Here is a 25452-nt window from a genome sequence, read left to right as displayed (position 1 = left end):
GTGATTTCCCTCCCCATCTTCCGACGGTGTGCCCCGGTGGTTTCGCTGCTCGGGTCTCGATGGCGCGGCTCGGTGGTTTCCCGGGCCGCCTTCCGGCGGCTCGGCTCGGCGGCTATCCCGCCCGGCTTCCGAAGGTGTGACTCGGTGGTTTCTCCGTCCGGGTCCCGACGGGGCGCGACCCGGTGGTTTCTCCGTCCGGTCTCGACGGGGCGCGACCCGGTGTTTTCCCTCCCCGCCTTCCGACGGTGTGCCCCGGTGGTTTCGCTGCTCGGGTCTCGATGGCGCGGCTCGGTGGTTTCCCGGGCCGCCTTCCGACAGCGCGGCTCGGTGGTTCTCTGCCCGGGTCCCCACGGCCTGACCCGGCGGCTTCCCCCTCCGGCTCCCGAGGGCGCGCCCCGCCGCCTTCCCCGCCCCGCGTGACGCGGCTCCCCAGATACCCGCGGGGGCCCTGCCCCCGCCCCGCCCCGTGCGCGCCAGGGTGTCGGACCCACGCCGTACGATCGAGGAATGAGCACGCGGATCGCCTTCCTCAAGGGCCACGGGACCGAGAACGACTTCGTGATCATCCCGGACCCGGAGAACACCCTCGACCTGCCCCCGGCCGTCGCCGCCGCCCTGTGCGACCGTCGCGCGGGCATCGGCGGAGACGGCCTGCTGCACGTCGTACGGTCCGCCGCGCACCCCGAGGCCCGGGAGATGGCGGCCGAGGCGGAGTGGTTCATGGACTACCGCAACGGCGACGGATCGATCGCCGAGATGTGCGGCAACGGAGTGCGGGTGTTCGCGCGCTACCTCCAGCGGGCCGGACACGTGACCGAGGGCGAGATCGCGATCGCCACCCGCGGGGGCGTGAAGGCGGTGCATCTCGCCAAGGACGGGGACGTGACCGTCGGAATGGGCAAGGCACTCCTGCCCGAAGGGGACGTCACGGTGAGCGTCGGCGGGCACACCTGGCCCGCGCGCAACGTCAACATGGGCAACCCGCACGCGGTCGCCTTCGTAAACGACCTCGCGGACGCCGGCGACCTGTCCGCTCCGCCGCCGTTCAGCCCGGAGTCGGCGTACCCGGACGGGGTGAACGTCGAGTTCGTGGTCGACCGGGGCCCGCGGCACGTCGCGCTGCGCGTCCACGAGCGCGGCTCCGGGGAGACCCGCTCGTGCGGCACGGGCGCGTGCGCCGTGGCCGTCGCCACGGCCCGCAGGGACGGCACCGACCCGGCGGCGACCGGCACCCCCGTGACGTACACCGTCGACGTACCCGGCGGACGCCTGATGATCACCGAGCACCCCGACGGCGCGATCGAGATGACCGGACCTGCCGTGATCGTGGCCGAAGGTGAGCTTGATGGCGATTGGTTCGAAACCGTAAACCCCTGAACCTTCGCTCGAATGGGTGATCCGTTTCACGCTCGGCGAGAGGCGGTCAGCCGCACGTGGTGGGCTCGGTAGCATCAAGCACCGGCCCGGACGGGGGATCGACACCATCCCCTGAGCCGTGTACGCCATGGGGCACCCGTCCGCCGGTCTACGCAGCCGGAGGTGCCCATGAGTGCGGAGGCGACGAATCCCGCGACGCCAGGCCCTGTAATGCCTTCCCCTAAACTCTCGGCCCCGGTCGAGCGGGGGGCGGCTCCAGCGCACCGCAGGAAGGGCCTTCCGCGGATCGACCTGCGCCGTCTGGGACGGGCGGCGCTGCTCGGCCCCGGCGCCCGCGACCGGCTGCCTGACGCGATCGGCCACGTCGCCGAGGCCCACCGCGCCCACCACCCCAGCGCCGACCTGGAACCGCTGCGCCGCGCGTGGGTGCTCGCCGAGTCCTCGCACCGCGGCCAGATGCGCAAGAGCGGTGAGCCGTACATCACACACCCGCTCGCCGTGACCCTGATCCTCGCCGAACTCGGCGCGGAGACCACGACGTTGACCGCCTCCCTGCTCCACGACACCGTCGAGGACACGGAAGTGACCCTCGATCAGGTCGGCGAGGAGTTCGGCGAGGAGGTCCGTTATCTGGTCGACGGTGTGACCAAACTGGAGAAGGTCGACTACGGGGCCGCCGCCGAGCCCGAGACCTTCCGCAAGATGCTCGTCGCCACCGGCAACGACGTCCGTGTGATGTCGATCAAACTCGCCGACCGGCTGCACAACATGCGGACCCTCGGTGTCATGCGCCCCGAGAAGCAGGCGCGGATCGCCAAGGTCACCAGGGACGTTTTGATCCCGCTGGCCGAACGGCTGGGCGTCCAGGCGCTCAAGACGGAGCTCGAGGACCTCGTCTTCGCGATCCTGCATCCCGAGGAGTACGAGACCACCAGGGGGCTGATCGACGACAACGCGGCGCGCGACGGCGATCCGCTGGCGGAGATCGCCGTAGAGGTGCGCGGGGTCCTGCGCGAGGCGGGCCTCCAGGCGGAAGTCGTCATCCGGCCACGGCACTTCGTCTCCGTGCACCGCAGGTCGCGCAAACGCGGTCCGATGCGCGGGGCCGACTTCGGACGGATCCTGGTCCTCGTGAACGAGGACGCCGACTGCTACGGGGTCCTCGGCGAACTGCACACCTGCCTCACGCCGGTGGTCTCGGAGTTCAAGGACTTCATCGCGGTACCCAAGTTCAACCTCTACCAGTCGCTGCACACGGCCGTCGCGCGCGGCGACGGTGAGATCGCCGAAGTCCTCATCCGCACCCACCAGATGCACAAGGTTGCCGAGGCCGGGGTCATCGCGCTGGGCAATCCGTACGCCGCTCCCGCGGACGAGCAGGCGGAGCGTTCCGTGGACGGTGAGCGTGCCGACCCCACCAGGCCCGGCTGGCTCTCCCGGCTCCTCGACTGGCAGGCGGGCGCCGCGGATCCGGACACCTTCTGGTCCACGTTGCGCGAAGACCTCGCCCAGGACCGGGAGATCACGGTCTTCCGCGCCGACGGCGGCTCCTTGGGCCTTCCGGAGGGCGCCAGTTGCGTGGACGCGGCGTACGCGCAGTACGGGGACGACGCGCACGCCTGCATGGGCGCCCGCGTCAACGGCCGCCTGGCGACGCTGAGTACGGTCCTGCGGGACGGCGACACCGTGCAGCTTCTCATGGGTCAGGACCCGGCCTCCGAGCCCTCCAGGGAGTGGCTGGAGCACGCGCACACCCCGGCCGCGCGGATCGCCATCCAGCGCTGGCTGGCCGCACACCCCTCACCGCGCGACACCGAGACCGCCGAGGAGCCCCCAGCCGCCCCTCGCCCGACCGCCGAGGGACCCGCGGTCCGCCCCGGCGCGGCCAACGCCGTAGTCGACCGGTCAGGCGCGTCGGTCCGGCTCGCGGGCTGCTGTACACCCGTACCGCCCGACGACGTGACCGGCTTCTCGGTGCGCGGCGGAGTGGTCACCGTCCACCGGGTCGAATGCGCCGCCGTGGAGACCATGAAGAGCGTGGGGCGCGCCGAGGTCGGCGTGAGCTGGGGCGACACCACCGAGTGCCGCGTCACGCTGGTGGCCGAGTCCTTCGGGCGACCGCATCTGCTGGCCGACCTCACCGAGGCCATCGCCCTGGAGGGCGTCGCCATCGTCTCGGCGACCGTCGAACCGCCCAGCGAGCAGCGCGTACGGCACACGTACACACTCCAACTCCCGGACGCGGCGCACCTTCCCGGGCTGATGCGGGCGATGCGGAACGTGGCGGGCGTGTACGACGTGAGCCGGGCCCGGCACCAGGCGGCGGCCGCGCAGTAGGGGACCCTTTCGGGTGGACCGGGCGCGCGTCGTCACCGCGGGGCCGGTGCGCGCTGGTAGCGGTGGTCCATGTCGCGCACCCCCCGCCCCAGGATTCCGCACCCGAGCACATCCCACCCAGGTGTTCCGCACCCGAGCACATCTCACCCAGGTGTTCCGCACACGAGCACAGCGGCCCGCTCCAGGACCCGACGTGTCAGGGCGGCCCTGCTCGCCTCGGCCGTCTCCGTCTGCCTCATCGCCGCGAGCGCGCCCTCCCCGGCCACCCCGCTCGGCATCGGCGACCGGCTCTTCCCGCACCTGGGCAACCCCGGGTACGACGTCGGGTCGTACGACCTCGCCTTCACCTACCCCGGCACCAACAGCAAGCCGCTCGCGGCCGTCACCACGATCGACGCCCTGGCGTCCTCGCGGCTGGAGCGGATCAACCTCGACTTCGCGCACGGAACGGTGGAATCGGTCGAGGTCGACGGGGCGCCCGCGTCCTTCACCGGCGCCGGAGAAGACCTGGTGGTGACACCCGCCGAGCCGGTGGCCGCGGGCGGCCGGATGCGGATCACCGTGCACCACACCAGCGATCCGGTCCCCGCCGCGAATCAGGACGGCGGCTGGGTACGGACCCGGGACGGGCTGGCGATGGCCAACCAGGCCGATGCCGCGCACCTGGTCTTCCCGTGCAACGACCATCCCTCCGACAAGGCGATGTTCACGATCCGGGTCACCGCGCCCGACGGGTTCACGGCCGTGGCGAACGGGCTCCCCGCCGGGACGGACCGCGCCGGCGGGTCCACCACCTGGACGTACCGCACGGCGCACCCCATGGCGACCGAGCTGGCCCAGGTGTCCATCGGCCGCTCCACGGTGCTGCACCGAGCCGGGCCGCACGGGCTGCCCCTACGCGACGTCGTACCTACCAAGGACCGTGAGCTGCTCGAACCGTGGCTCAAGAAGACCCCCGACCAGATCACCTGGATGGAGGGAAAGGTCGGTCCCTACCCCTTCGAGACGTACGGGCTGCTGATGGCCGACGTACAGACCGGATTCGAACTGGAGACGCAGACGCTGTCCCTCTTCGAGCGGGGGCTCTTCACCGAGCCCGCGTACCCGAAGTGGTACGTCGAATCGATCATGGTGCACGAGCTGTCCCACCAGTGGTTCGGCGACAGCGTCAGTCCGCGCACCTGGTCCGACCTGTGGCTGAACGAGGGGCATGCCACCTGGTACGAGGCCCTGTACGCCGAGGAGACGGCCGACAGGCCCATGGAGGCGCGCATGAAGGCCGCCTACCGGGCGTCCGACGGCTGGCGGGCCGCGGGAGGGCCGCCGGGGGCGCCGAAGGGGCCCAGGCCCGGTCAGAAGATCAGCATCTTCCGGCCGAACGTCTACGACGGGGCGGCGCTGGTCCTGTACGCGCTGCGCGAGGAGATCGGGCGTGCGGCCTTCGAGCGGTTGGAGCGGCTCTGGGTGAACGTTCACGAGGACGACGTCGCCTCGACGCAGGACTTCGAGGACCTGGCGTCCGGCCTCGCCGGCCGTGACCTGAGCGGGTTCTTCGAAGTGTGGCTCCGCGGCGAGAAGACTCCGCCCATGCCGGCACACCCGGACTGGAAGAGCGACGCCCCGGGGGCCGCGAAGAGCGCCGGACGAGCCGGATAACTCGCGTGACGAGACGGGCCGTGCCGTGCGACCATCCTTGGAGTCGGCGGCACGGCCCCTCCGGGCCGGTGACACGGTCCTGACGGGGCAGCGGGCTGGGCCTGGAACGGGCCCGGGTGACGCGGTCCCCGCGAGGACGGTGTCGCGGTTCCTCGGGGGCCGGTGGCACGGGCCCCGGGGTTGACCCGGCGGAATCCGGGAATCTCCTGGTGGCCCGGGACGTTCTACTCCATGACGGACGGTGTCCGTCGCCGAATCGTTGTCCCCATAGACGTAAGGATCCAATGACCTCCTCTTCTTCCCCTTCCCAGGACGCGCAGAGCCTCGCGCAGAACTATCCCGAAGGTCTTCGGGCCGATGCCCTGATGGAAGAGGACGTCGCCTGGAGCCACGAGATCGACGGAGAGCGGGACGGCGACCAGCTCGACCGCTCCGAGCGCGCGGCCCTGCGCCGCGTCGCCGGCCTCTCCACCGAGCTCGAGGACGTCACCGAGGTCGAGTACCGCCAGCTCCGCCTGGAGCGCGTCGTACTCGTCGGTGTGTGGACCTCGGGCACGGTGACCGACGCGGACAACTCACTCGCCGAGCTGGCGGCCCTCGCGGAGACCGCGGGCGCGCTGGTGCTCGACGGAGTCGTCCAGCGCCGCGACAAGCCCGACGCGGCCACGTACATCGGTTCCGGCAAGGCCAATGAGCTGCGGGACATCGTCCTGAAGACCGGCGCGGACACCGTCATCTGCGACGGTGAGCTCAGCCCCGGTCAGCTCATCCACCTCGAAGACGTCGTCAAGGTCAAGGTCATCGACCGTACGGCCCTGATCCTCGACATCTTCGCCCAGCACGCCAAGTCCCGAGAGGGCAAGGCGCAGGTCGCCCTCGCGCAGATGCAGTACATGCTGCCGAGGCTGCGAGGCTGGGGTCAGTCGCTGTCCCGCCAGATGGGCGGCGGCTCGGGCGGCGGCCTCGCCACCCGTGGTCCCGGTGAGACCAAGATCGAGACGGACCGGCGCCGCATCCGCGAGAAGATGGCGAAGATGCGCCGGGAGATCGCGGACATGAAGACCGGCCGGGACATCAAGCGCCAGGAGCGCCGCCGCAACAAGGTGCCCTCGGTCGCCATCGCCGGTTACACCAACGCGGGCAAGTCCTCGCTGCTCAACCGCCTCACGGGCGCGGGCGTGCTCGTCGAGAACTCCCTGTTCGCGACCCTGGACCCGACCGTCCGCAGGGCCGAGACCCCCGGCGGCCGGCTGTACACGCTGGTCGACACGGTCGGTTTCGTACGGCACCTGCCGCACCACCTGGTCGAGGCCTTCCGCTCCACCATGGAGGAGGTCGGTGACGCCGACCTGATCCTGCACGTGGTGGACGGTTCGCACCCGGTCCCGGAGGAGCAGCTCGCGGCCGTCCGCGAGGTCATCCGCGACGTGGGCGCCACCAAGGTGCCCGAGATCGTGGTGATCAACAAGGCGGACGCGGCCGACCCGCTGGTGCTCCAGCGGCTGATGCGGATCGAGACGCGCTCCATCGCGGTCTCGGCCCGTACGGGCCTGGGCATCGACGAGCTGCTCGCCCTCATCGACAACGAGCTGCCGCGCCCCTCGGTCGAGATCGAGGTACTCGTCCCGTACACGCTCGGCAACCTGGTTGCCCGTGCGCACAACGAGGGCGAGATCATCTCCGAGGAGCACACCCCGGAGGGCACGCTGCTCAAGGTGCGGGTGCACGAGGAACTGGCGGCGGAACTCGCGCCGTACGTTCCTGCGCCGGCGCTTCAGTAGTCGGACACGTGAAGACCCCGCCTCTCTCCCGAGGGGCGGGGTCTTTGTCGTCCGTCCGGCTCCGCTCGCCGCTACGCCGGTCGGGTCACTGCCCGGCGAACTTCCCGCTCACCTGGTCGTACACGCCCTTGGCCTCCTTGCCGAGATGCGGTCCGGCCAGCCAGCCCGAACTGACCGGGCCGATCGAGGTGTTGGACACCAGCGCGGGCTTGCCGTCGGCTCCCACGGCCACCCAGCCGCCGCCGGACGAACCACCCGTCATGGTGCAACCGATGCGGTACATCGTCGGCTCGGTCTCCAGGATCGACAGCCGTCCCGGCTTGTCCGTGCACTGGAGCATCGTCTCGCCGTCGAACGGCGCCGCCGCCGGATAGCCGGTCGCCGTGATGCTCTCCACCTTCGGCACCGCCGGAGCACTGAAGTTCACCGGAAGCGCCGAACCGACCGTCTCCTCAAGCGACTTGCCGTCGCCGCCCTCTTCCGGCGTCACATGCAGCACGGCGAAGTCGTACGGGGCTCCGTCGCCGCCGGTCGCACCGCCCTGCTCGATCCACTGGTCCGAGGTCTGCGCCCAGTCGCTCCACCAGACGCCGTACGGGGCGACGTCCTCCTTGGTGGCGTTCTCCAACTCGGCCGCTGTGGCTCCGTCGTTGTTGTACGAGGGAACGAACGCGATGTTGCGGTACCAGCCACCCGCCTTGCCGGCGTGCACACAGTGACCCGCGGTCCACACCATGTTGGACTTGCCCGGGTTGGCGGGATCCTCGACCACCGTCGCCGAGCAGACCATCGTGCCCTCGGGCGCGTCGAAGAGCAGCTTCCCGGCCTCAGGGGCGTTGTCGTGGTACGGCGTGCTCACGGGTTCTGCGGCCACGGGATCCGGGGTCGGGTCGGTGACACCCTGGTCACCGGAGAGATCGGCCTCGTCGACGCCCTTGTTCTCGTCCGGGTCGTCGGCCTCGCGCATCCGGTCCGGGTTCCACAGGCCCTCGATGATCGGGTTGATGTAGTCCTCGGCCTCGCGCAGCCAGTCGTCCTTGTCCCAGTTCTTCCAGGCGCCGTCCTTCCACTTGTCGACGTCGATCCCGCGCTCCTTGAGCCGGTCCCGGATGTCGTCCGGAATCGTGATCTTGCCGTCGCCGACTGCGGAAGAGGCAGTATCGCCACCGGCGGTGTCGTCGCCCGACCCGCAGGCGGTGGCGGTCAGCGCGAGCGTCGCGGCGAGACAGACGGCGGCCAGCACGGGGGAGGTCCTGCGGCGTGCGCCCCTCCCTCGACGACCGGCGAAGGGCGGGCGTATGGATCGCATGGTGTGACTCCCCCTGGAGATCTGAGAACTGTGCGCTGCGGGTGCGGGTGCGTGGGTGGGTGGTCGCGGTTATGCGCGTGCGTGCTGGGCGGTGACGGTGCGGGGCGGTGCTGGTGGTGCCGAGTGGTGTTTGTGGAGCGGTGTTCGCGGTGCTGCCTCGGTCGTCCGGCGTCACCGAACGGCATCACAGACTATGCGCTCGCTGTGGGGGACATCCGACGGAACGGCAACGGTTCCGTCACGGCAAGGATCTTCGGAGCACCCGCTTCCCCGCGCCTACCGCGTCGTTGGTACGTACGGGGGGCCTGACGCATGCGTTCAGAACCCCCCGCCAACTCGCCTCTGGACAGCGGGAGGACCTGAAGCCGTGGCCGTGACCGAGTCTGTGGTGGTGCCGGTGGGGCGGGACTGCGGGGGGATGCGGGAAGGGGTGGGGGATGGGTTGTCGGGGGTGCCTGATGCGCCCGGTGTGACCGGTGTGGCCGGTGTGCCCCATGTGCTGACGGTGCCTGGGGTGTCGGGGTTTGCCGGAGCGGTTGGAGCGCCTGGAGCGCCAAGTGCTGCCGGTGAGCGGGGTGTTCCGGTCGAGGCGCCTATGGAGGTGTCACGTACTTCGGGCAGGGCGCCGAGAGTTGTGTCCCGCGACTCCGATGGGGAGCGCGCGGCGCATGACGGGATTCTGCGACGCCAGTCGGCGCGTGAGCCCGCGGCCCGCACTTACCCACACGCCCTTCCGATCGTGCCCGTGCGGGCCCGCGGTCTGACGATCGAGGGTGCCGACGGGCGCCGCTACCTCGACTGCCTGTCCGGTGCGGGGACCTTGGCGCTGGGACACAACCACCCGGTGGTCCTGGAGGCGATCCGAAAGGTTCTCGACTCCGGAGCCCCGCTACACGTCCTCGATCTCGCAACACCCGTCAAGGACGCCTTCACCACCGAACTGTTCCGCACGTTGCCACCCGAGTTCGCCGCCCGCGCGCGGGTGCAGTTCTGCGGCTCGGGGCCGGAAGCCGTACAGGCCGCGATCAGACTGGTACGGGCGGCGACGGGGCGTAGCGGAATGCTCGCCTTCACCAGTGCCTTCACCAGTGCCAGTGCCAGTGCCAGTGCCAGTGCAGGTGCCGGTGTCTTCACCGGCCACGGCATGGCCGCAGGTGCGTTCGTCGCATCCGGGGATGCGGCCGACGTAGGCGTCGCGCGCCTGCCCTATCCGCATCCGGCGAACAACCGCTGCCCGTTCGACACCGGCGGCGACCGTGACCCCGAACTGGCCGCGCGCTGGGCCGGGTCGGTTCCCGAAGCCCTCAACTCGGGCGAACCGCAACCCGCCGGAGTGATCGTCGAACCCGTCCTCGGTGAGGGCGGAGTGATCTCCGCCCCCGACGCGTGGATGCACCGGGTGCGTGAGATCACCGCGTCGCGGTCCATTCCGTTGATCGTGGACGAGATGCAGACCGGCGTCGGCAGGACCGGAGTCTTCTGGGCGGTGGAACACAGCGGGATCACGCCGGACGTCATGGTCCTGTCCAAGGCCATCGGCGGAAGCCTCCCGCTGGCCGTCGTCGTCCACCGGGACGACCTCGACGACGGACAACCCGCTTCCCACGAGGCCGCGTTCCGAGGCAACCAACTCGCCATGGCCGCGGGCACAGCGACCCTCGCCCACGTCCGCGAGAACCAGCTCGCGGAGCGCGCCCGGATCCTGGGCGCGAGCATGCTCACCCAACTCAGCTCGCTCGCTGCCGAGTTCCCGTGCATCGGAGGCGTCCGAGGCAGGGGCCTGATGATCGGCGTCGAGTTGGTGGACCCCGAAGCGGCCCCCGACGCCGATGCCTACGGCTCCCTGCCCGCCGCCCCCGAACTCGCCGCCGCCGTCCAACGTGAATGCCTCCGCCGCGGCCTGATCGTGGAACTGAGCGGTCCTCGCACCGACGTCGTACGCCTCCTCCCTCCTCTGACCATCACCGACGACCAGGCGAACGCCGTGGTCGACCGGCTCACCGACGCGGTGGCCGCGGTGAGCACGCTGGGGGCGGTGGCGTCGCGGGGGCGGCGAGGGACCTCATAGGCCCGTCACGCCGGAACGCCCGGAGTGGATGTCGGGCATGGGTATCGAAGGCGGTGCCGAATCGGGCGCCGGATGTCGTGCCGGACTCGGTGTCCGCGTCCGCCATGTCCGAAGGCGTGACGGCCCAACGCACCCCCCGACCAGCCCGGTTCATCACCAAACAACTTCGAACGACCCCGAACGACCCCGCTCACCCCCACAAGGAACTCTCGTGAACGCCACCCCGGCCCCCGACACCCGTCTCCATGCCCCCACTCACACCCATGAGCGAACGGCCGATGGCACGCCGGGCCTGCTCGTGCCCGCGGCTGACTCGGTCCCCCGTCAGAAGGGACGGGCCGGGGAGTCGGAGCGGCTGCGCGCCGACACCGTCGACTTGCTGGAGCACCGCGACCCGCATGTCGCGGCCCAGGCTTCGGCAGTGGAGAACCTACTGCGTTGCTGGGTACGGGAGAACAACCTGCCCGCTCCCGAGGACGGCACTCTCCGCATCCCGCTCGCGGCCAGCGGCATCACCCTCCTCATCCCCGTCCACTACTGGTCACCCACCGGTTGGCACCGCTTCGGCCTCCCCTACTTCGCCGACGCCCCCGAGGAAGCACCGCCCGCCGACGCGGTCACGGTCGCGGCACTGTTCGCGCGACAGACGGTCACACGCACGACGACGGCGACCAGCGCGCCGGTCCGGGTCGAATCCGGCGAAACACCACCTCGGGAAGCCGGCGCGTCCTGCCCCGAACCGGAGGCTCCGCACAGCCCCGCCGGTGACAGCGCCGACCTCGTCGGACGCGTCGCCGATTCTGTCCGGCGCACCGCCGTGTTCATCGGTGACCGCAGGAAGCACCCCACTGACGAGCCCGACCTCTTCCTCGCCGCCGAACAGGCGCTCCTGCTCGGCCACCCGCTGCACCCCACACCGAAGAGCCGAGAGGGACTCTCCGACGCCGAAGCCCGTTCGTACTCACCGGAGTCGCACGGCTCCTTCCCGTTGCACTGGATGGCTGTGGCTCCCTCGGTGCTGGCGACCGACTCGGCCTGGACAGAGCGGGGCCGCCTCGTCAGCGCGGAACAACTGACAGCACGGCTGGCCGGCACCGGACTGCCCCTGCCCCACGGATACGCCGCCCTGCCCGTGCATCCCTGGCAGATGCGTGAGATCCGACACCGTCCGGAGGTGGCAGCGCTGCTGGACGCGGGACTGCTCCAGGACCTCGGCCCGCACGGCTCCCCGTGGCACCCGACTTCCTCGGTTCGCACCCTCTACCACTCAGGCGCGCCCGCGATGCTGAAGCTGTCGCTCGGCCTGCGTATCACCAACTCCCTTCGTGAGAACCTCCGCAAGGAACTCCACCGTGGCGTGGAGGTCCACCGTCTGCTGCGCAGCGGCCTGTCCAAGCAGTGGCACGCCGTCCACCCGCGCTTCGACATCGTCCGTGACCCGGCCTGGCTGGCCGTCGACGGCCCGGACGGCGCGCCCCTGCCCGGCCTCGACGTGATGATCCGCCACAACCCGTTCGGACCGACGGACGACGCCGGCTGCATCGCCGGACTCGTCTCGCCCCGGCCGCGCACCCACCCGGGCCGGCGGGATCAGGCAGAGGGCAGCTCACCAGCGCGGTCCCGGCTTGCCGAGATCGTCATCCGTCTCGCCGGACGCACTGGCCGGCCCCGCGGCGCCGTCGCCACCGAGTGGTTCCTGCGCTACCTGGAGCAGGTCGTACGCCCTGTGCTCTGGCTGGACAGCGAGGCGGGGATCGCTCTGGAGGCGCACCAGCAGAACACGCTGCTCCTGCTGGACCCCGAAGGGTGGCCCACCGGTGGCCGCTACCGCGACAACCAGGGCTTCTACTTCCGGGAGTCGCGGCGCGCGGAACTCGACGCCCGGCTGCCAGGCATCGGCGACCACAGCGACACCTTCGTCTCCGACGAGGTCACCGATGAACGCTTCGCCTACTACCTCGCCATCAACAACGTGCTCGGTCTGGTCGGCGCGTTCGGTTCCCAAGGCCTCGCCGACGAAGCCCTGTTGCTCGCAGCGTTCCGGCGCTTCCTCGCCGACGCGGCCACCGGCCCGGCTCGGCTGCGCACGCCCCTGCCCGCCTATCTGCTCGACTCACGCGTCCTGCGCTGCAAGGCCAACCTCCTCACCCGACTCCACGGCCTCGATGAACTCGTCGGTCCCGTCGATACCCAGTCCGTCTACATCACCATCACCAACCCCCTTAACACCTGAAGAACATGACCCACCCCGTCTCCTGAGAGGAGCGTCGCCGTGCCTCCCACAGATGCGAGCGCCGACACCGGTGCCGCCCCCGTCACCGAACTCGATACTTCACTCGGTACTGCACTCGACACCGGGGCGGTGCCCAGTTCGAGCTCTGGCGTGAGCTCGGACAACGAGGACACGATGGACCTGCGCCTGCCAGACGAGTTCATCGCTCTCTTCGCCGATGAGCCCGGAGTGCGCGGCGCTACCGGAGGCGACCGGCAGGTCACGACAGAGCAAGCCTGTGACACCCCGGACGGTGACGACCTCCTCGATCGCATCGCCGACTGGGGGGTGACCAGTACACCTGCGGGTGCCTTCCGGCTTGTGCCCGTACGTGTGGAGAGTGACCTCCCGCTCATCACTCGCTGGATGAACGACCCTGCCGTCACCGCGTTCTGGGAGCTGGCGGGGCCAGAGACTGTGACGGAAGAGCACCTCCGTGGCCAGTTGGAGGGCGATGGGCGCAGTGTGCCGTGCCTCGGTGTGCTGGAGGGCACGCCGATGAGCTACTGGGAGATCTACCGCGCGGACCTTGGTCTCCTGGCACGTCACTACCCCGCCCGACCGCACGACACCGGAATCCACCTCCTCGTCGGTGGTGTCGCCAACCGGGGGCGAGGACTCGGGACCACCCTGCTCAGAGCCGTCGCCGACCTCGTACTGGACAAGCGCCCCTCGTGCGCTCGTGTTGTCGCCGAACCCGACCTTCGCAACACCCCTTCCGTCTCTGCGTTCCTGAGCGCCGGCTTCCGGTTCTCCGCCGAGGTCGACCTGCCCGACAAACGGGCAGCCCTCATGGTCCGAGACCGGGCCCTGCACGATGTGTTGTAGCGCCGTCACATGTAGTACACCGCTCGGCACGATCAGGTTCCCGTCGAGGAGAAGCCGTGTGCAATTCATCCGCCACGCAGGGATCTGGTGGCAGGGATCCGGTGGGCGGGCAGGTCCCTACGACCCTTCTGAGCTGGGCAATGAGTGCCGCCGGATCCCTGCGTGGTGGGAGTTGCCGCAGCCGTCATCGGGACCGGCACCAGGCCGTGGGGCGAATGCCCGGCTCGAACCGGATTGCGTGCGGCAACTCACCGTCGTGAAGGACGATTTCTGGTCCCTCGTTCGAGCGGAGATCGCCCGCCGCGAGATGTGCTTCCCCGAGCCCAAGGAGCGCTTCGAAATGTCCAGCCTGCTCACTCTTCATGGTCAAGCTGCTCACTCGACGTGTGGAGCGCTCACGGCGCAGCCGCAACTCCAACCGGCCCGCTCCGGCGAAGCGACGGCTACCCCGGCCACCCGTACCGCTCGTACACGGCAACACTCGGAACCACTCCCAACCCCCCGACCAGCCTCGATCGCCCATCCATGGCTCGTCCTGATCACGACCCTCGTCCGCACCTTGGGCGCCCGGTTGTCAGTGGCGCACCGTAGGCTGGCGGAGCTATGACACAGCCCTCACTCCCCGAACTCCTGCATGCTGCCGTCACTGCTGTCGGCGGCACGGAGCGCCCTGGCCAGGTGACCATGGCCGAAGCTGTCGCGGGTGCCATCGACGACAGCTCCCACCTGCTGATCCAGGCGGGCACCGGCACCGGAAAGTCGCTCGGATACCTGGTGCCCGCGCTCGCCCACGGGGAGCGGGTGGTCGTCGCGACCGCCACTCTGGCGCTCCAGCGGCAGCTGGTCGAGCGGGACCTGCCACGGACGGTGGACGCGCTGCATCCGTTGCTGCGTCGGCGCCCCGAGTTCGCGATGCTCAAGGGACGTTCGAACTACCTGTGTCTGCACCGCCTGCATGAGGGTGTTCCGCAGGAAGAGGAGGGTGGCCTCTTCGACCAGTTCGAGGCCGCGGCTCCAACCAGCAAGCTGGGCCAGGATCTGGTGCGGCTGCGGGACTGGTCGGGCGAGACCGAGACCGGCGACCGGGACAACCTCACACCAGGCGTCTCCGACCGTGCCTGGGCCCAGGTGTCCGTGTCCTCCCGGGAGTGCCTAGGCGCCACGAAGTGTGCCTACGGTGCGGAGTGCTTCGCCGAGATGGCCCGCGAGCGCGCCAAACTCGCCGAGGTCGTCGTCACGAACCACGCGCTGCTCGCGATCGACGCCATCGAGGGTGCGCCTGTCCTGCCACAGCACGAGGTGCTGATCGTCGACGAGGCCCACGAGTTGGTCTCCAGGGTCACCGGGGTCGCCACCGGAGAGCTCACTCCCGGCCAGGTCAACCGCGCCGTCCGCCGCGCCGCCAGGCTCGTCAACGAGAAGGCCGCCGACCAGCTCCAGACCGCCGCCGAGGGTTTCGAGCGGCTGATGGAGCTGGCCCTCCCCGGGCGCCTGGAGGAGATCCCGGAGGACCTCGGATACGCCTTGATGGCGCTGCGTGACGCTGCCCGTACGGTGATCTCGGCGCTGGGGTCCACCCGTGACAAGTCCGTCCAGGACGAGGACGCGGTACGCAAGCAGGCCCTCGCGGCGCTGGAGAGCGTGCACGATGTCGCGGAGCGCATCACGAACGGCTCGGAGTGGGACGTCGTCTGGTACGAGCGCCACGATCGCTTCGGTGCGTCCCTGCGCGTGGCTCCGATGAACGTCTCCGGGCTCCTCAGGGAGAAGCTCTTCACGGACCGTTCCGTCGTGCTGACCTCCGCGACCCTGAAACTCGGCGGTGACTTCAACGGTGTGGGGGCGTCACTGGGGCTCGGACCTGAGGGCACTGAGGGCGAGGACCTTCCGCAGTGGAAGGGCGTCGATGTCGGCTCGCCCTTCGATTACCCGAGGCAGGGCATTCTCTACGTCGCCAAGCACCTGTCACGCCCCGCGCGGGACGGCGATCGCGGGGACATGCTGGACGAGCTCACCGAACTGGTCCAGGCTGCCGGCGGTCGCACGCTCGGACTCTTCTCCTCCATGCGGGCGGCCCAACTCGCCGCCGAGGAACTACGCACGCGCGTCCCCGAGTACCCCATCCTGCTCCAGGGCGAGGAGACCCTCGGCGAGCTGATCAAGAACTTCGCGGCCGACCCGAAGACCTGCCTCTTCGGCACCCTGTCCCTCTGGCAGGGCGTGGACGTCCCCGGTCCGAGCTGCCAGCTGGTCGTCATGGACAAGATCCCCTTCCCGCGTCCGGACGACCCCTTGATGAGCGCCCGACAGAAGGCGGTCGAGGACAAGGGGGGCAACGGCTTCATGGCCGTCGCCGCGACCCACGCCGCCCTCCTGATGGCACAGGGCGCCGGCCGCCTCGTACGAGCGTCCGGAGATCGTGGCGTCGTCGCCGTACTGGACCAACGCCTGGCCACGGCTCGCTACGGCAGTTATCTGAAGGCGTCCCTGCCCGATTTCTGGTTCACGACGGACCGAAATCAGGTACGCAGGTCGCTGGCCGCGATCGATGAGGTAGCGCGTAAGGAGGAGGAGAAGGAGGAGGCGTAGCATGCGCCTCCGTCGCCGGCAGAAGAACCAGGGTGGCCCGCTCGGCCGCCCCTGGGCCGCTGAAGCGGCAACGACCGGGCACGCCTCGACGCGCTGACAATCTGCACAGGTGTCCCTGGGGGACGCGAAGCCCGCGGATCGAGGCTCCCGGCCCCGGCAGCCAGTCCCCGCGCCCGGAACAGACAGCGCCAAGAGCCCTTCAACCAGGCCAACCGACGACACGGGCCCCTGACCTGCAAGGAACTCCGGGCCCATCAGCCGCTCGACCTCGTCGAGCCCCCCGCAGGCCTCACAGCCGGGCAGCGAGGCATCGCGCAGGCTCTCACCTCAACGGGCTCCCCGCCCAGGCCTCACAGCCGGGCGGCGAGGCATCGCACAGCCCCTCGACGGCCTCCGCGCGCAGGTCTCTTAGCCGGGCCAGGCCTCTGACAGGCTCCCGACCTCGACGGGCTCCGCGCGCAATCCCGACAGCCGGGCGAGGCCTCTCACAGCCTCCCGACCTCGACGGGCTCCGCGCGCAGACTCGATAGCCGGGCCAGGCATCGCACGGACTCTCGATCTCGACAGGCACCGCGCGCAGACTCGATAGCCGGGCCAGGCATCGCACGGACTCTCGATCTCGACGAGCTCCGCCCACAGAGCCGACAGCCGGGCCAGGCATCGCACCGACTCCCGACCTCGACGGGCACCTGCCCCAGTCCTCAGCCGGGCCAGAACCGACCAGCCCCTCACCAGCGGAACCGCCTATGGTCACCGCCAAGCCGGACCGTCCCAACCCTCCAGCGAGTGCACCGACGGCAAGCCCCCGACCCCGGCCAAGTCAGTACCCCTCACCCGCACACCCTGCACCCCACAGCCCCCGGCCGGCCGAGCACCCCCCAAGGCCCCCGGCCAGAAAAACGCACAGGACCCCGGAACCGGCGCAGTTGGTCCCGGGGCCCGGTCAGGGGCGCGGCGGAGTATCCCGCCCGTACGCGCGTGCTAGATCCGCCGAAGAACGGCGACGACCTTGCCGAGGATGGTCGCCTCGTCGCCGGGAATCGGCTGGTACGCGGCGTTGTGCGGCAGGAGCCACACATGCCCGTCCTCGCGCTTGAAGCGCTTCACCGTGGCCTCGCCCTCAAGCATGGCGGCCACGATGTCGCCGTTCTCCGCGACGGGCTGGCGGCGGACCGTGACCCAGTCTCCGTCGCAGATGGCGGCTTCGATCATCGAGTCACCGACGACCTTGAGGACGAACAGCTCGCCGTCTCCCACCAGCTGGCGGGGGAGGGGGAACACGTCCTCCACCGATTCCTCGGCCAGGATCGGCCCACCGGCGGCGATACGGCCCACGAGCGGGACGTACGACGCGGCCGGCTTACCCGCTGTGTCCGTGGGCTGCGCCGAGGGCTGGTCGGAGCCCCGAACCTCGTACGCGCGCGGGCGGTGCGGGTCGCGGCGCAGGAAGCCCTTGCGCTCCAGTGCCATCAGCTGATGCGCTACGGACGAGGTGCTGGACAGGCCGACAGCCTGTCCGATCTCGCGCATCGACGGCGGGTAGCCGCGCCGCTGCACGGAGTCCCTGATGACCTCGATCACCCGGCGTTGCCTGTCGGTGAGGCCCGAGCTGTCCGCCCGGATACCTGGAGGTCGGCCCGGCAGGGAACGCTTGGGCCCCTCATGATTCGCAGCTTCGTTCATCGCATGCACCGGCTCGAGTCGGCCCTGGGAGCGGTCCTGGGCAGTGATGGTGGCACTGTCTGCGGTGGTGGTCACGTCGGCCCCTCTCGATGGTCTCCCTGCTGGACAACGGTAGTTGCTTTCGAAAGGTTGCGCCAAACACACGTTCGAGTGAAAAAGTGTGGATTACCTGTCCTGATCATGTGTCTGGGTGTATTGCTAGCGCTGCCCTGCCGGACAAAAGGGCTCATTGCTGTACTCTTCACCGCCGAAGCGGCAACCGAGCCGGTCGATCTGGGCCGCCGCCCAGTCTGCCATCCGGTGACCCGTCGTTCGGGAACCGCCCCCTCCTCCGCGCCGACCACGCTATCTGCGCGTGTCTGGAATCGGTATGGCCGTGCGGCACATGCCAATACGTGCGCGACACGCGCGCCATGGGCGAATTTGCGGGCCAAGCCCCACATGTAGTGGTTGGATTGCGACAGCAGCCCAGAAGTTGTGGTCCCCCGGGTCTCCAGCCCCAAGGCCATCGCCTATGCTTGGGGCTGCTTCGAGGGATCCAAGGGGTCTTTCGAGCTCTATGAGTCGTGCTGTGAAGGAGGGTTGGAGCCATGCACTGCCCCTTCTGCAGGCACCCCGACAGTCGTGTCGTCGACAGTCGTACGACCGATGACGGCACGTCGATCCGCAGGCGCCGCCAGTGTCCCGACTGCTCCCGTCGTTTCACGACCGTGGAGACGTGCTCGCTGATGGTCGTCAAGCGCTCCGGCGTGACCGAGCCCTTCAGTCGTACCAAGGTCATCAACGGCGTCCGCAAGGCGTGCCAGGGGCGGCCCGTCACCGAGGACGCGCTCGCCCAGCTCGGCCAGCGGGTCGAGGAGGCGGTACGGGCGACCGGAAGCGCCGAACTGACCACCCATGACGTGGGGCTGGCCATACTCGGCCCCTTGCAGGAACTCGACCTCGTCGCCTATCTGCGGTTCGCGTCCGTCTACCGGGCGTTCGACTCGCTCGAGGACTTCGAGGCCGCCATCGTGGAACTGAGGGAAGAGACGAGGCAGCGCCCCGCTGCGGACGAGGCGGACGACGAAGACGCCTCCGCGGAGCGCCCGGACAGCGACCGCGGGTCCGGAGAGGCCGTCAAGGCCTTCGTGCCCGCCAGCGCCGCCGACTGACGGAAGGGCCGACCCGGGTCGGCCTGTCGGCGGCGACCACAGACCTGTCGCGCCCGCCCGCTCACTGCGGCCCGCGCGGCATCAGACACACACCGTGCCACGGGAAGAACGAGGCACTTCTGGGCGTTTTAGCCCGATACAGGGAGGCGGCATGACAGAGACGGCGAGCGGTCCGGCACGAGGTTCTCGCACCAAGGGGACCAAGGGCAGCAAGGGACTGCGCATCGAGCGCATCCACACCACTCCCGGCGTGCATCCGTACGACGAGGTGGAATGGGCGCGCCGTGACGTCGTCATGACCAATTGGCGCGACGGCTCGGTCAATTTCGAGCAGCGTGGCGTCGAGTTCCCCGACTCGTGGTCGGTGAACGCGGTCAACATCGTCACCAGTAAGTACTTCCGCGGTGCGCTGGGTACCCCCCAGCGCGAAGTGAGCCTCAGGCAGCTCATCGACCGCATCGTGAAGACGTACCGGAAGGCCGGTGAGGACAACAAGTACTTCACCTCGCCCGCCGACGCCGAGATCTTCGAGCACGAGCTGGCGTACGCCCTCCTGCACCAGATCTTCAGCTTCAACAGCCCCGTCTGGTTCAACGTCGGGACGCCGCAGCCCCAGCAGGTCTCCGCCTGCTTCATCCTGTCCGTCGACGACTCCATGGAGTCGATCCTCGACTGGTACAAGGAAGAGGGCATGATCTTCAAGGGCGGCTCCGGCGCCGGCCTGAACCTCTCGCGGATCCGCTCCTCCAAGGAACTGCTCTCCTCGGGCGGCAACGCCTCCGGTCCCGTCTCCTTCATGCGCGGTGCCGACGCCTCCGCAGGAACGATCAAGTCGGGTGGCGCCACGCGCCGCGCGGCCAAGATGGTCATCCTCGACGTCGACCACCCCGACATCGAGGGCTTCATCGAGACCAAGGTGAAGGAAGAGGAGAAGATCCGCGCCCTGCGTGACGCGGGCTTCGACATGGACCTGGGCGGCGACGACATCACGTCAGTCCAGTACCAGAACGCCAACAACTCGGTCCGGGTGAACGACACGTTCATGAAGGCGGTCGAGGCGGGCGGCAAGTTCGGCCTGACGTCCCGCATGACCGGCGAGGTCATCGAGGAGGTCGACGCCAAGTCGCTCTTCCGCAAGATGGCCGAGGCGGCCTGGGCCTGTGCCGACCCCGGCATCCAGTACGACGACACCATCAACGCCTGGCACACCTGCCCGGAGTCGGGCCGGATCAACGGCTCGAACCCGTGCAGCGAGTACATGCACCTGGACAACACGTCCTGCAACCTCGCCTCGCTCAACCTGATGAAGTTCCTGAAGGACGACGGCAAGGGACACCAGTCCTTCGACGTCGAGCGCTTCTCGAGCGTCGTCGAGCTGGTCATCACCGCGATGGACATCTCCATCTGCTTCGCGGACTTCCCGACCCAGAAGATCGGCGAGAACACCCGCGCCTTCCGTCAGCTGGGCATCGGTTACGCCAACCTCGGCGCCCTCCTGATGGCGACCGGACACGCGTACGACTCCGACGGCGGTCGCTCCCTCGCCGGTGCCATCACCTCGCTGATGACCGGCACCTCGTACAAGCGTTCCGCCGAACTCGCCGCGGTGGTCGGCCCGTACGACGGTTACGCCCGCAACGCGCAGCCGCACCAGCGCGTCATGAAGCAGCACTCCGACGCCAACGCCGTGGCCCCTCGGGTGGACGACCTGGACAGCCCGATCTGGGCTGCCGCCACGGAGGCATGGCAGGACGTTCTGCACCTCGGTGAGAAGAACGGCTTCCGCAACGCGCAGGCCTCGGTCATCGCTCCGACCGGCACCATCGGTCTCGCGATGTCCTGCGACACCACCGGTCTTGAGCCCGACCTCGCGCTGGTCAAGTTCAAGAAGCTGGTCGGCGGCGGTTCGATGCAGATCGTCAACGGCACCGTTCCGCAGGCTCTGCGTCGCCTGGGCTACCAGGAGGAGCAGATCGAGGCGATCGTCGCCCACATCGCCGAGAACGGCAACGTGATCGACGCCCCGAGCCTCAAGCACGAGCACTATGAGGTGTTCGACTGCGCCATGGGCGAGCGTTCCATCTCCGCGATGGGTCACGTCCGCATGATGGCCGCCATCCAGCCGTGGATCTCCGGCGCGCTCTCCAAGACGGTCAACCTGCCGGAGACGGCGACCGTCGAGGACGTCGAAGAGGTCTACTTCGAGGCCTGGAAGATGGGCGTCAAGGCGCTCGCGATCTACCGCGACAACTGCAAGGTCGGCCAGCCCCTCTCCGCGAAGACCAAGGAGAAGGAGAAGGCCGAGGTCACGGCCAAGGCCGAGGACACCATCCGTACCGCGGTCGAGAAGGTCGTCGAGTACCGCCCGGTCCGCAAGCGTCTCCCCAAGGGTCGTCCCGGCATCACCACCTCCTTCACGGTGGGCGGCGCCGAGGGCTACATGACCGCCAACTCCTACCCGGACGACGGTCTCGGCGAGGTCTTCCTGAAGATGTCGAAGCAGGGCTCCACCCTCGCCGGCATGATGGACGCCTTCTCCATCGCCGTCTCGGTGGGTCTGCAGTACGGCGTGCCCCTGGAGACGTACGTCTCCAAGTTCACGAACATGCGTTTCGAGCCGGCCGGTATGACGGACGACCCGGACGTGCGTATGGCGCAGTCGATCGTCGACTACATCTTCCGTCGCCTGGCGCTGGACTTCCTGCCCTTCGAGACGCGCTCCGCGCTCGGCATCCACTCCATCGACGAGCGCCAGCGTCACCTGGAGACCGGGTCGTACGAGCCGTCCGACGACGACGTGGATGTCGAAGGCCTCGCCCAGTCCGCGCCTCGCGCGCAGGAACTGAAGGCCGTCGCCACCCCGAAGCCGGAGGCCGTGGTCCCCGAGGCGGCTGCCAAGCCCGCCCCACTGCAGGCCCACACCAGTGCCGAACTGGTTGAGATGCAGCTGGGTATCCAGGCGGACGCCCCCCTGTGCTTCTCCTGTGGTACGAAGATGCAGCGGGCCGGTTCCTGCTACATCTGCGAGGGCTGTGGCTCGACCAGCGGTTGCAGCTGATCCGAAGCACTGAAGGGCGGCACGGCCACCGGCCGTGCCGCCCTTCGGCGTTCTCGGTGTTCTCGACGTTCCGTGGGAGTCGGTCACGATCAGCGAAGCGTTATCGCTGTTCTACGGAGAGGTCTGTTCCGAAATCAGGGTCCCCGGGGACCCTGATTTCGTTAATCAGTCACCCAGGGGGCCTCTTTTCAGGAGTTCTCCGGCGTTCCCATGACGCGCGCGAACGTCGCCGGGTCCGTGTCGTATCCACGGATGCCGGGGTGGAAAGTCCACTCCCCGGAGTCGTCGCGCAGGAACTCCCCGACGGTCGCGGCCGTGGACCCGAGCACGCCACCGAAGTCGTCCTCGGCGAGCACGGTGTAGCCCTCGCGCATGCGCAGGTTGGGATTGGTCACGCCGACGAACGTCTTGTGGCCGCCGCGCTGTTGGATGAGCACGCCGACCACCACGCGCGCGTAGCGCCTGTCCAGGCGGTTGAGTTCGAGCGTCATGACCTCGTCCCAGCCGAAGCCCTTGCCGTCCTTGCTGTCCCGGTTCAGATAGATCGTGCCGTCCGGGGAACGACTGTCGAAGTGCACTACGTAGTCGGGTTTTCCCGACGGCTCAGCGGCCAGATAGGTCGCCGCGATGATGTCGAGATCGGTCGACGCCTCGCCCACGGGACTCGGATCCCACTTCACCGAGAGCTCGACCTTGCGGATGCCCTTATTGAGACCGTTCACCGGATCTCCCCTCCCCGTTCCCCATGTGCTTCCCGCCTCAACTGCTGTGAAATCAGAGCTGGTTGCCCATCGTGCCACGCGCGCCGGGGCGCTCGCGCGGATGTACTCCGCCGGAGCGTGACCGGCGCCACGTTCCCTGGCCGTACGATGGCGCGGTGCTGGTCAAGTGGATTCGCTGCACCGTGGTGGACCGCCGCGGTTTCGAGCGGGGGCAGCGAAAGTGGGCGGGGCTTCTCGGTGAGCCGGGTTTCCGGGGACAGGGCGGGGGATGGAGCCGGGGGCGGCCCGGTGTCGCGCACATTTTCGCCTTCTGGGAGAGCCGTGCCTTCTACGACTCCTTCATGGCCCGTTCTCACGACAGGCTGGCGGCGACGCAGGCGGGCACCTTCAAGGATTCGCAGGCCAAATTGTTCGACCACCGTTTCGATGTGAAGACGGGCTTCGAGCCGCGTTTCACGGACACCGACCTGATACGGGTGGCCCACTGCCGCATCCATGAGGAACGGGCAGAGCACTTCGCGCTGATGCAGGAGAAGGTGTGGAACCCGGCGATGGCGGGCTCGCCCGGCATGGTGCGGGGCCTGTTCGGGGAGGCGCCGGGACATGAGTTCCTGATCCTCTCCATGTGGCTGTCGGCCGCCGAGCACGGCAAGTACCGCACCGAGCGGGTGGAACGTCTCGCGCTGCGTGCGCAGACCGAGGCGGACGTGGCCGCCCTCGCGGGCGACATCGTGGAGCTGGAGCCCGGCTGGACGGTCTGACCGAGGCACCTGCCGCGCTGACCGGGACGCCTGCCGCGCGTCCGGATGTGTGCCGGTCTTGTGTGACCTACGCCGTATGGAGCCCGTACGAGTGCTCGATCAGGGGTCACCCCATTTAGGGTCTTGGCATGGTTCGACCACGGCGCATCGTCCTTGTCCGGCACGGCGAGTCAACGGGCAATGCCGATGACACCGTGTACGAACGCGAGCCCGACCACGCTCTGGGGCTCACCGAGCTGGGCTGGCGGCAGGCGGAGGAGACCGGGAAACGCCTGCGGGAGGTGTTCGGGCGCGAAAGCGTAAGCGTTTACGTCTCCCCGTACCGTCGCACGCACGAGACCTTCCGCGCCTTTCACCTCGACCCGGAACTCGTACGGGTGCGCGAGGAGCCGCGGCTGCGCGAGCAGGACTGGGGAAACTGGCAGGACCGTGACGACGTACGCCTTCAGAAGGCCTACCGGGACGCCTACGGGCACTTCTTCTACCGCTTCGCGCAGGGAGAGTCCGGCGCCGATGTGTACGACCGGGTCGGCGGCTTCCTGGAGAGCCTGTACCGGAGCTTCGAGGCGCCCGACCACCCGCCCAACGTGCTCATCGTGACCCACGGCCTCGCCATGCGGCTGTTCTGCATGCGCTGGTTCCACTGGACCGTCGCCGAGTTCGAGTCGCTGTCGAACCCGGGGAACGGGGAGACGCGGATGCTCGTTCTCGGTGAGGACGGCAGGTACTCGCTCGACCGGCCGTTCGAACGCTGGCGTGATCCGGAACCGTACGGAATCACCGGATAGAGTGGCAGGGCGATGACCGCTGACACCTCTCCCCCCGGACGCCTGGACCGTGCCATGGCCAGCCTGCGTGGACTCGCGGTGGGGGACGCGCTGGGCTCGCAGTTCTTCGTGCCCGCGAACTACCCGCTGCTCAAGCGCCGTGAGCTGCCGCCCCGGCCCTGGCAGTGGACCGACGACACCGAAATGGCCTGCTCCGTGGTGGCCGTTCTGGCCGCGCACGACCGCGTTGACCAGGACGAACTCGCCCGTTCCTTCGCCGAGCACCACGACTTCGACCGGGGCTACGGGCCTGCGGTCAACCGGCTGCTGAGGCTGGTCCGGGAGGGCGGCGACTGGCGTGAGCTGTCGTCCGCGCTGTTCAACGGACAGGGATCGTGGGGCAACGGCGCCGCGATGAGAATCGCCCCGCTGGGCGCCTGGTACGCGGACGACCCGGAGCAGGCCACTCACCAGGCCGAGATCTCCGCCTACCCCACCCACCAGCACCGCGAGGCCGTGGTCGGCGCCATGGCCGTAGCCGCGGCTGCCGCGCTGGCCGCCGACCCGTCCGGCCCGCCGAGCCCGTCGGCCCTGCTCGACGGCGTCATCGCGCTCGTCCCACGCAGCGCCGTCGGCGCCGGTCTGCGGCGCGCCCGGGACATGCTCGACTACGCCGACACCGCCACCGTGGCCGCGGTCCTGGGCTGTGGCCGGCGCACCACCGCCCACGACACCGTTCCGTTCGCCCTCTGGTCGGCGGCCAGGTCCCTCGGCGACTACGAGGAAGCCTTCTGGGCCACCGCTCAGGTGGGCGGCGACATGGACACCACCTGCGCCATCGTGGGCGGCGTCGTCGCCTCCGGGAAGGCCGGCACGCCGCCCGGGGCGTGGCTGGAGCGGACGGAAGGCCTGCCGGACTGGATGCCGCGGGCGGCGTACGCGCGTATCGAGCCCGGAGCTTAGGGCGGCTCAGGGACGATCTGTGGACTTGGCGGATCTGTAGTTCTGGCGGATATGTAATTCCCGTGGCCCTCGGAAGCAGATCCCCGGGGCCACAGGACGTCGGCAGGGCGTCTTCTGCCCGCGCCTT

The 25452-nt window shown here is 69.3% G+C and carries 16 protein-coding genes; 13 read left to right on the top strand and 3 right to left on the bottom strand.

Annotation, left to right across the window (positions count from 1 at the left end):
- Positions 1–507: 507 nt before the first annotated feature.
- The 4 genes from dapF to hflX all read left to right on the top strand — a co-directional run bounded on the left by dapF (position 508) and on the right by hflX (position 7151).
- Complete coding sequence (gene dapF / locus ACIP79_RS22910; protein ID WP_401226173.1) at positions 508–1377, top strand: diaminopimelate epimerase; 870 nt, start codon at positions 508–510, stop codon at positions 1375–1377.
- Between the two features lie 168 nt (positions 1378–1545).
- Positions 1546–3714, top strand: coding sequence for a RelA/SpoT family protein (locus tag ACIP79_RS22905; protein WP_401226171.1), 2169 nt, complete (start codon positions 1546–1548; stop codon positions 3712–3714).
- Positions 3715–3783: 69 nt separating this feature from the next.
- Positions 3784–5370: a M1 family metallopeptidase gene (locus tag ACIP79_RS22900; protein ID WP_401226168.1), complete on the top strand. Its 1587-nt coding sequence runs from the start codon at positions 3784–3786 to the stop codon at positions 5368–5370.
- 284 nt (positions 5371–5654) lie between these two features.
- Positions 5655–7151, top strand: a complete 1497-nt coding sequence (gene hflX, locus ACIP79_RS22895) for a GTPase HflX (protein WP_401226165.1) — start codon at positions 5655–5657, stop codon at positions 7149–7151.
- An 85-nt stretch (positions 7152–7236) separates the two neighbouring features.
- Here the strand turns inward: hflX and ACIP79_RS22890 are convergent, their stop codons facing one another.
- A complete protein-coding gene (locus tag ACIP79_RS22890; RefSeq protein WP_401226163.1) occupies positions 7237–8460 on the bottom strand; it encodes a trypsin-like serine peptidase in 1224 nt (407 codons plus the stop codon).
- A gap of 595 nt (positions 8461–9055) precedes the next feature.
- Between ACIP79_RS22890 and ACIP79_RS22885 the strand changes: the two genes are divergently transcribed.
- From ACIP79_RS22885 to ACIP79_RS22870, 4 genes are all read left to right on the top strand, one after another.
- The gene (locus ACIP79_RS22885) at positions 9056–10528 is read left to right on the top strand and encodes a diaminobutyrate--2-oxoglutarate transaminase family protein (RefSeq protein ID WP_401226161.1); all 1473 of its coding nucleotides are present in this window, start codon (positions 9056–9058) and stop codon (positions 10526–10528) included.
- 298 nt (positions 10529–10826) lie between these two features.
- Positions 10827–12761 (top strand): IucA/IucC family protein, encoded by a 1935-nt coding sequence (locus ACIP79_RS22880; protein ID WP_401226282.1) that lies wholly within the window; start codon positions 10827–10829, stop codon positions 12759–12761.
- Positions 12762–12800: 39 nt separating this feature from the next.
- On the top strand, positions 12801–13628 hold the full coding sequence (locus ACIP79_RS22875) for a GNAT family N-acetyltransferase (RefSeq protein WP_401226158.1): 828 nt from the start codon (positions 12801–12803) through the stop codon (positions 13626–13628).
- A gap of 603 nt (positions 13629–14231) precedes the next feature.
- On the top strand, positions 14232–16217 hold the full coding sequence (locus ACIP79_RS22870) for an ATP-dependent DNA helicase (RefSeq protein ID WP_401226156.1): 1986 nt from the start codon (positions 14232–14234) through the stop codon (positions 16215–16217).
- A gap of 981 nt (positions 16218–17198) precedes the next feature.
- Here the strand turns inward: ACIP79_RS22870 and lexA are convergent.
- The gene (gene lexA / locus ACIP79_RS22865; RefSeq protein WP_401226154.1) at positions 17199–17975 is read right to left on the bottom strand and encodes a transcriptional repressor LexA; all 777 of its coding nucleotides are present in this window, start codon (positions 17973–17975) and stop codon (positions 17199–17201) included.
- A 515-nt stretch (positions 17976–18490) separates the two neighbouring features.
- Here lexA and nrdR point away from each other — a divergent pair.
- Both nrdR and ACIP79_RS22855 read left to right on the top strand, forming a co-directional pair.
- Complete coding sequence (nrdR, locus tag ACIP79_RS22860) at positions 18491–19054, top strand: transcriptional regulator NrdR (RefSeq protein WP_401226151.1); 564 nt, start codon at positions 18491–18493, stop codon at positions 19052–19054.
- 151 nt (positions 19055–19205) lie between these two features.
- On the top strand, positions 19206–22112 hold the full coding sequence (locus tag ACIP79_RS22855; protein ID WP_401226149.1) for a vitamin B12-dependent ribonucleotide reductase: 2907 nt from the start codon (positions 19206–19208) through the stop codon (positions 22110–22112).
- Positions 22113–22300: 188 nt separating this feature from the next.
- On the opposite strand, the gene ACIP79_RS22850 is transcribed toward ACIP79_RS22855, so the two are convergent.
- Positions 22301–22834: a TerD family protein gene (locus ACIP79_RS22850; RefSeq protein WP_401226146.1), complete on the bottom strand. Its 534-nt coding sequence runs from the start codon at positions 22832–22834 to the stop codon at positions 22301–22303.
- A 155-nt stretch (positions 22835–22989) separates the two neighbouring features.
- On the opposite strand from ACIP79_RS22850, the gene ACIP79_RS22845 reads away from it, so the two are divergent.
- The 3 genes from ACIP79_RS22845 to ACIP79_RS22835 all read left to right on the top strand — a co-directional run bounded on the left by ACIP79_RS22845 (position 22990) and on the right by ACIP79_RS22835 (position 25325).
- Complete coding sequence (locus tag ACIP79_RS22845) at positions 22990–23595, top strand: YdbC family protein (RefSeq protein ID WP_383679393.1); 606 nt, start codon at positions 22990–22992, stop codon at positions 23593–23595.
- Between the two features lie 128 nt (positions 23596–23723).
- Entirely contained in the window at positions 23724–24383 is a 660-nt protein-coding gene (locus ACIP79_RS22840) for a histidine phosphatase family protein (protein ID WP_401226143.1), read from the top strand.
- Between the two features lie 12 nt (positions 24384–24395).
- Entirely contained in the window at positions 24396–25325 is a 930-nt protein-coding gene (locus tag ACIP79_RS22835; RefSeq protein ID WP_401226140.1) for an ADP-ribosylglycohydrolase family protein, read from the top strand.
- Positions 25326–25452 lie beyond the last annotated feature (127 nt).

This window comes from Streptomyces sp. NPDC088747, assembly GCF_044751025.1.
Classification (GTDB): domain Bacteria; phylum Actinomycetota; class Actinomycetes; order Streptomycetales; family Streptomycetaceae; genus Streptomyces.
This window is presented reverse-complemented; position numbering and strand designations above follow the sequence as displayed.

What these genes read in the sequence shown, in the direction of transcription:
- ACIP79_RS22900 (WP_401226168.1), top strand. Translation starts at nt 3,784, where the DNA reads ATGTCGCGCACCCCCCGCCCCAGGATTCCGCACCCGAGCACATCCCAC.
- ACIP79_RS22890 (WP_401226163.1), bottom strand. Translation starts at nt 8,460, where the DNA reads ATGCGATCCATACGCCCGCCCTTCGCCGGTCGTCGAGGGAGGGGCGCA.
- ACIP79_RS22835 (WP_401226140.1), top strand. Translation starts at nt 24,396, where the DNA reads ATGACCGCTGACACCTCTCCCCCCGGACGCCTGGACCGTGCCATGGCC.
- ACIP79_RS22855 (WP_401226149.1), top strand. Translation starts at nt 19,206, where the DNA reads ATGACAGAGACGGCGAGCGGTCCGGCACGAGGTTCTCGCACCAAGGGG.
- ACIP79_RS22885 (WP_401226161.1), top strand. Translation starts at nt 9,056, where the DNA reads ATGGAGGTGTCACGTACTTCGGGCAGGGCGCCGAGAGTTGTGTCCCGC.
- ACIP79_RS22840 (WP_401226143.1), top strand. Translation starts at nt 23,724, where the DNA reads ATGGTTCGACCACGGCGCATCGTCCTTGTCCGGCACGGCGAGTCAACG.
- ACIP79_RS22870 (WP_401226156.1), top strand. Translation starts at nt 14,232, where the DNA reads ATGACACAGCCCTCACTCCCCGAACTCCTGCATGCTGCCGTCACTGCT.
- dapF (WP_401226173.1), top strand. Translation starts at nt 508, where the DNA reads ATGAGCACGCGGATCGCCTTCCTCAAGGGCCACGGGACCGAGAACGAC.
- ACIP79_RS22905 (WP_401226171.1), top strand. Translation starts at nt 1,546, where the DNA reads ATGAGTGCGGAGGCGACGAATCCCGCGACGCCAGGCCCTGTAATGCCT.
- nrdR (WP_401226151.1), top strand. Translation starts at nt 18,491, where the DNA reads ATGCACTGCCCCTTCTGCAGGCACCCCGACAGTCGTGTCGTCGACAGT.
- hflX (WP_401226165.1), top strand. Translation starts at nt 5,655, where the DNA reads ATGACCTCCTCTTCTTCCCCTTCCCAGGACGCGCAGAGCCTCGCGCAG.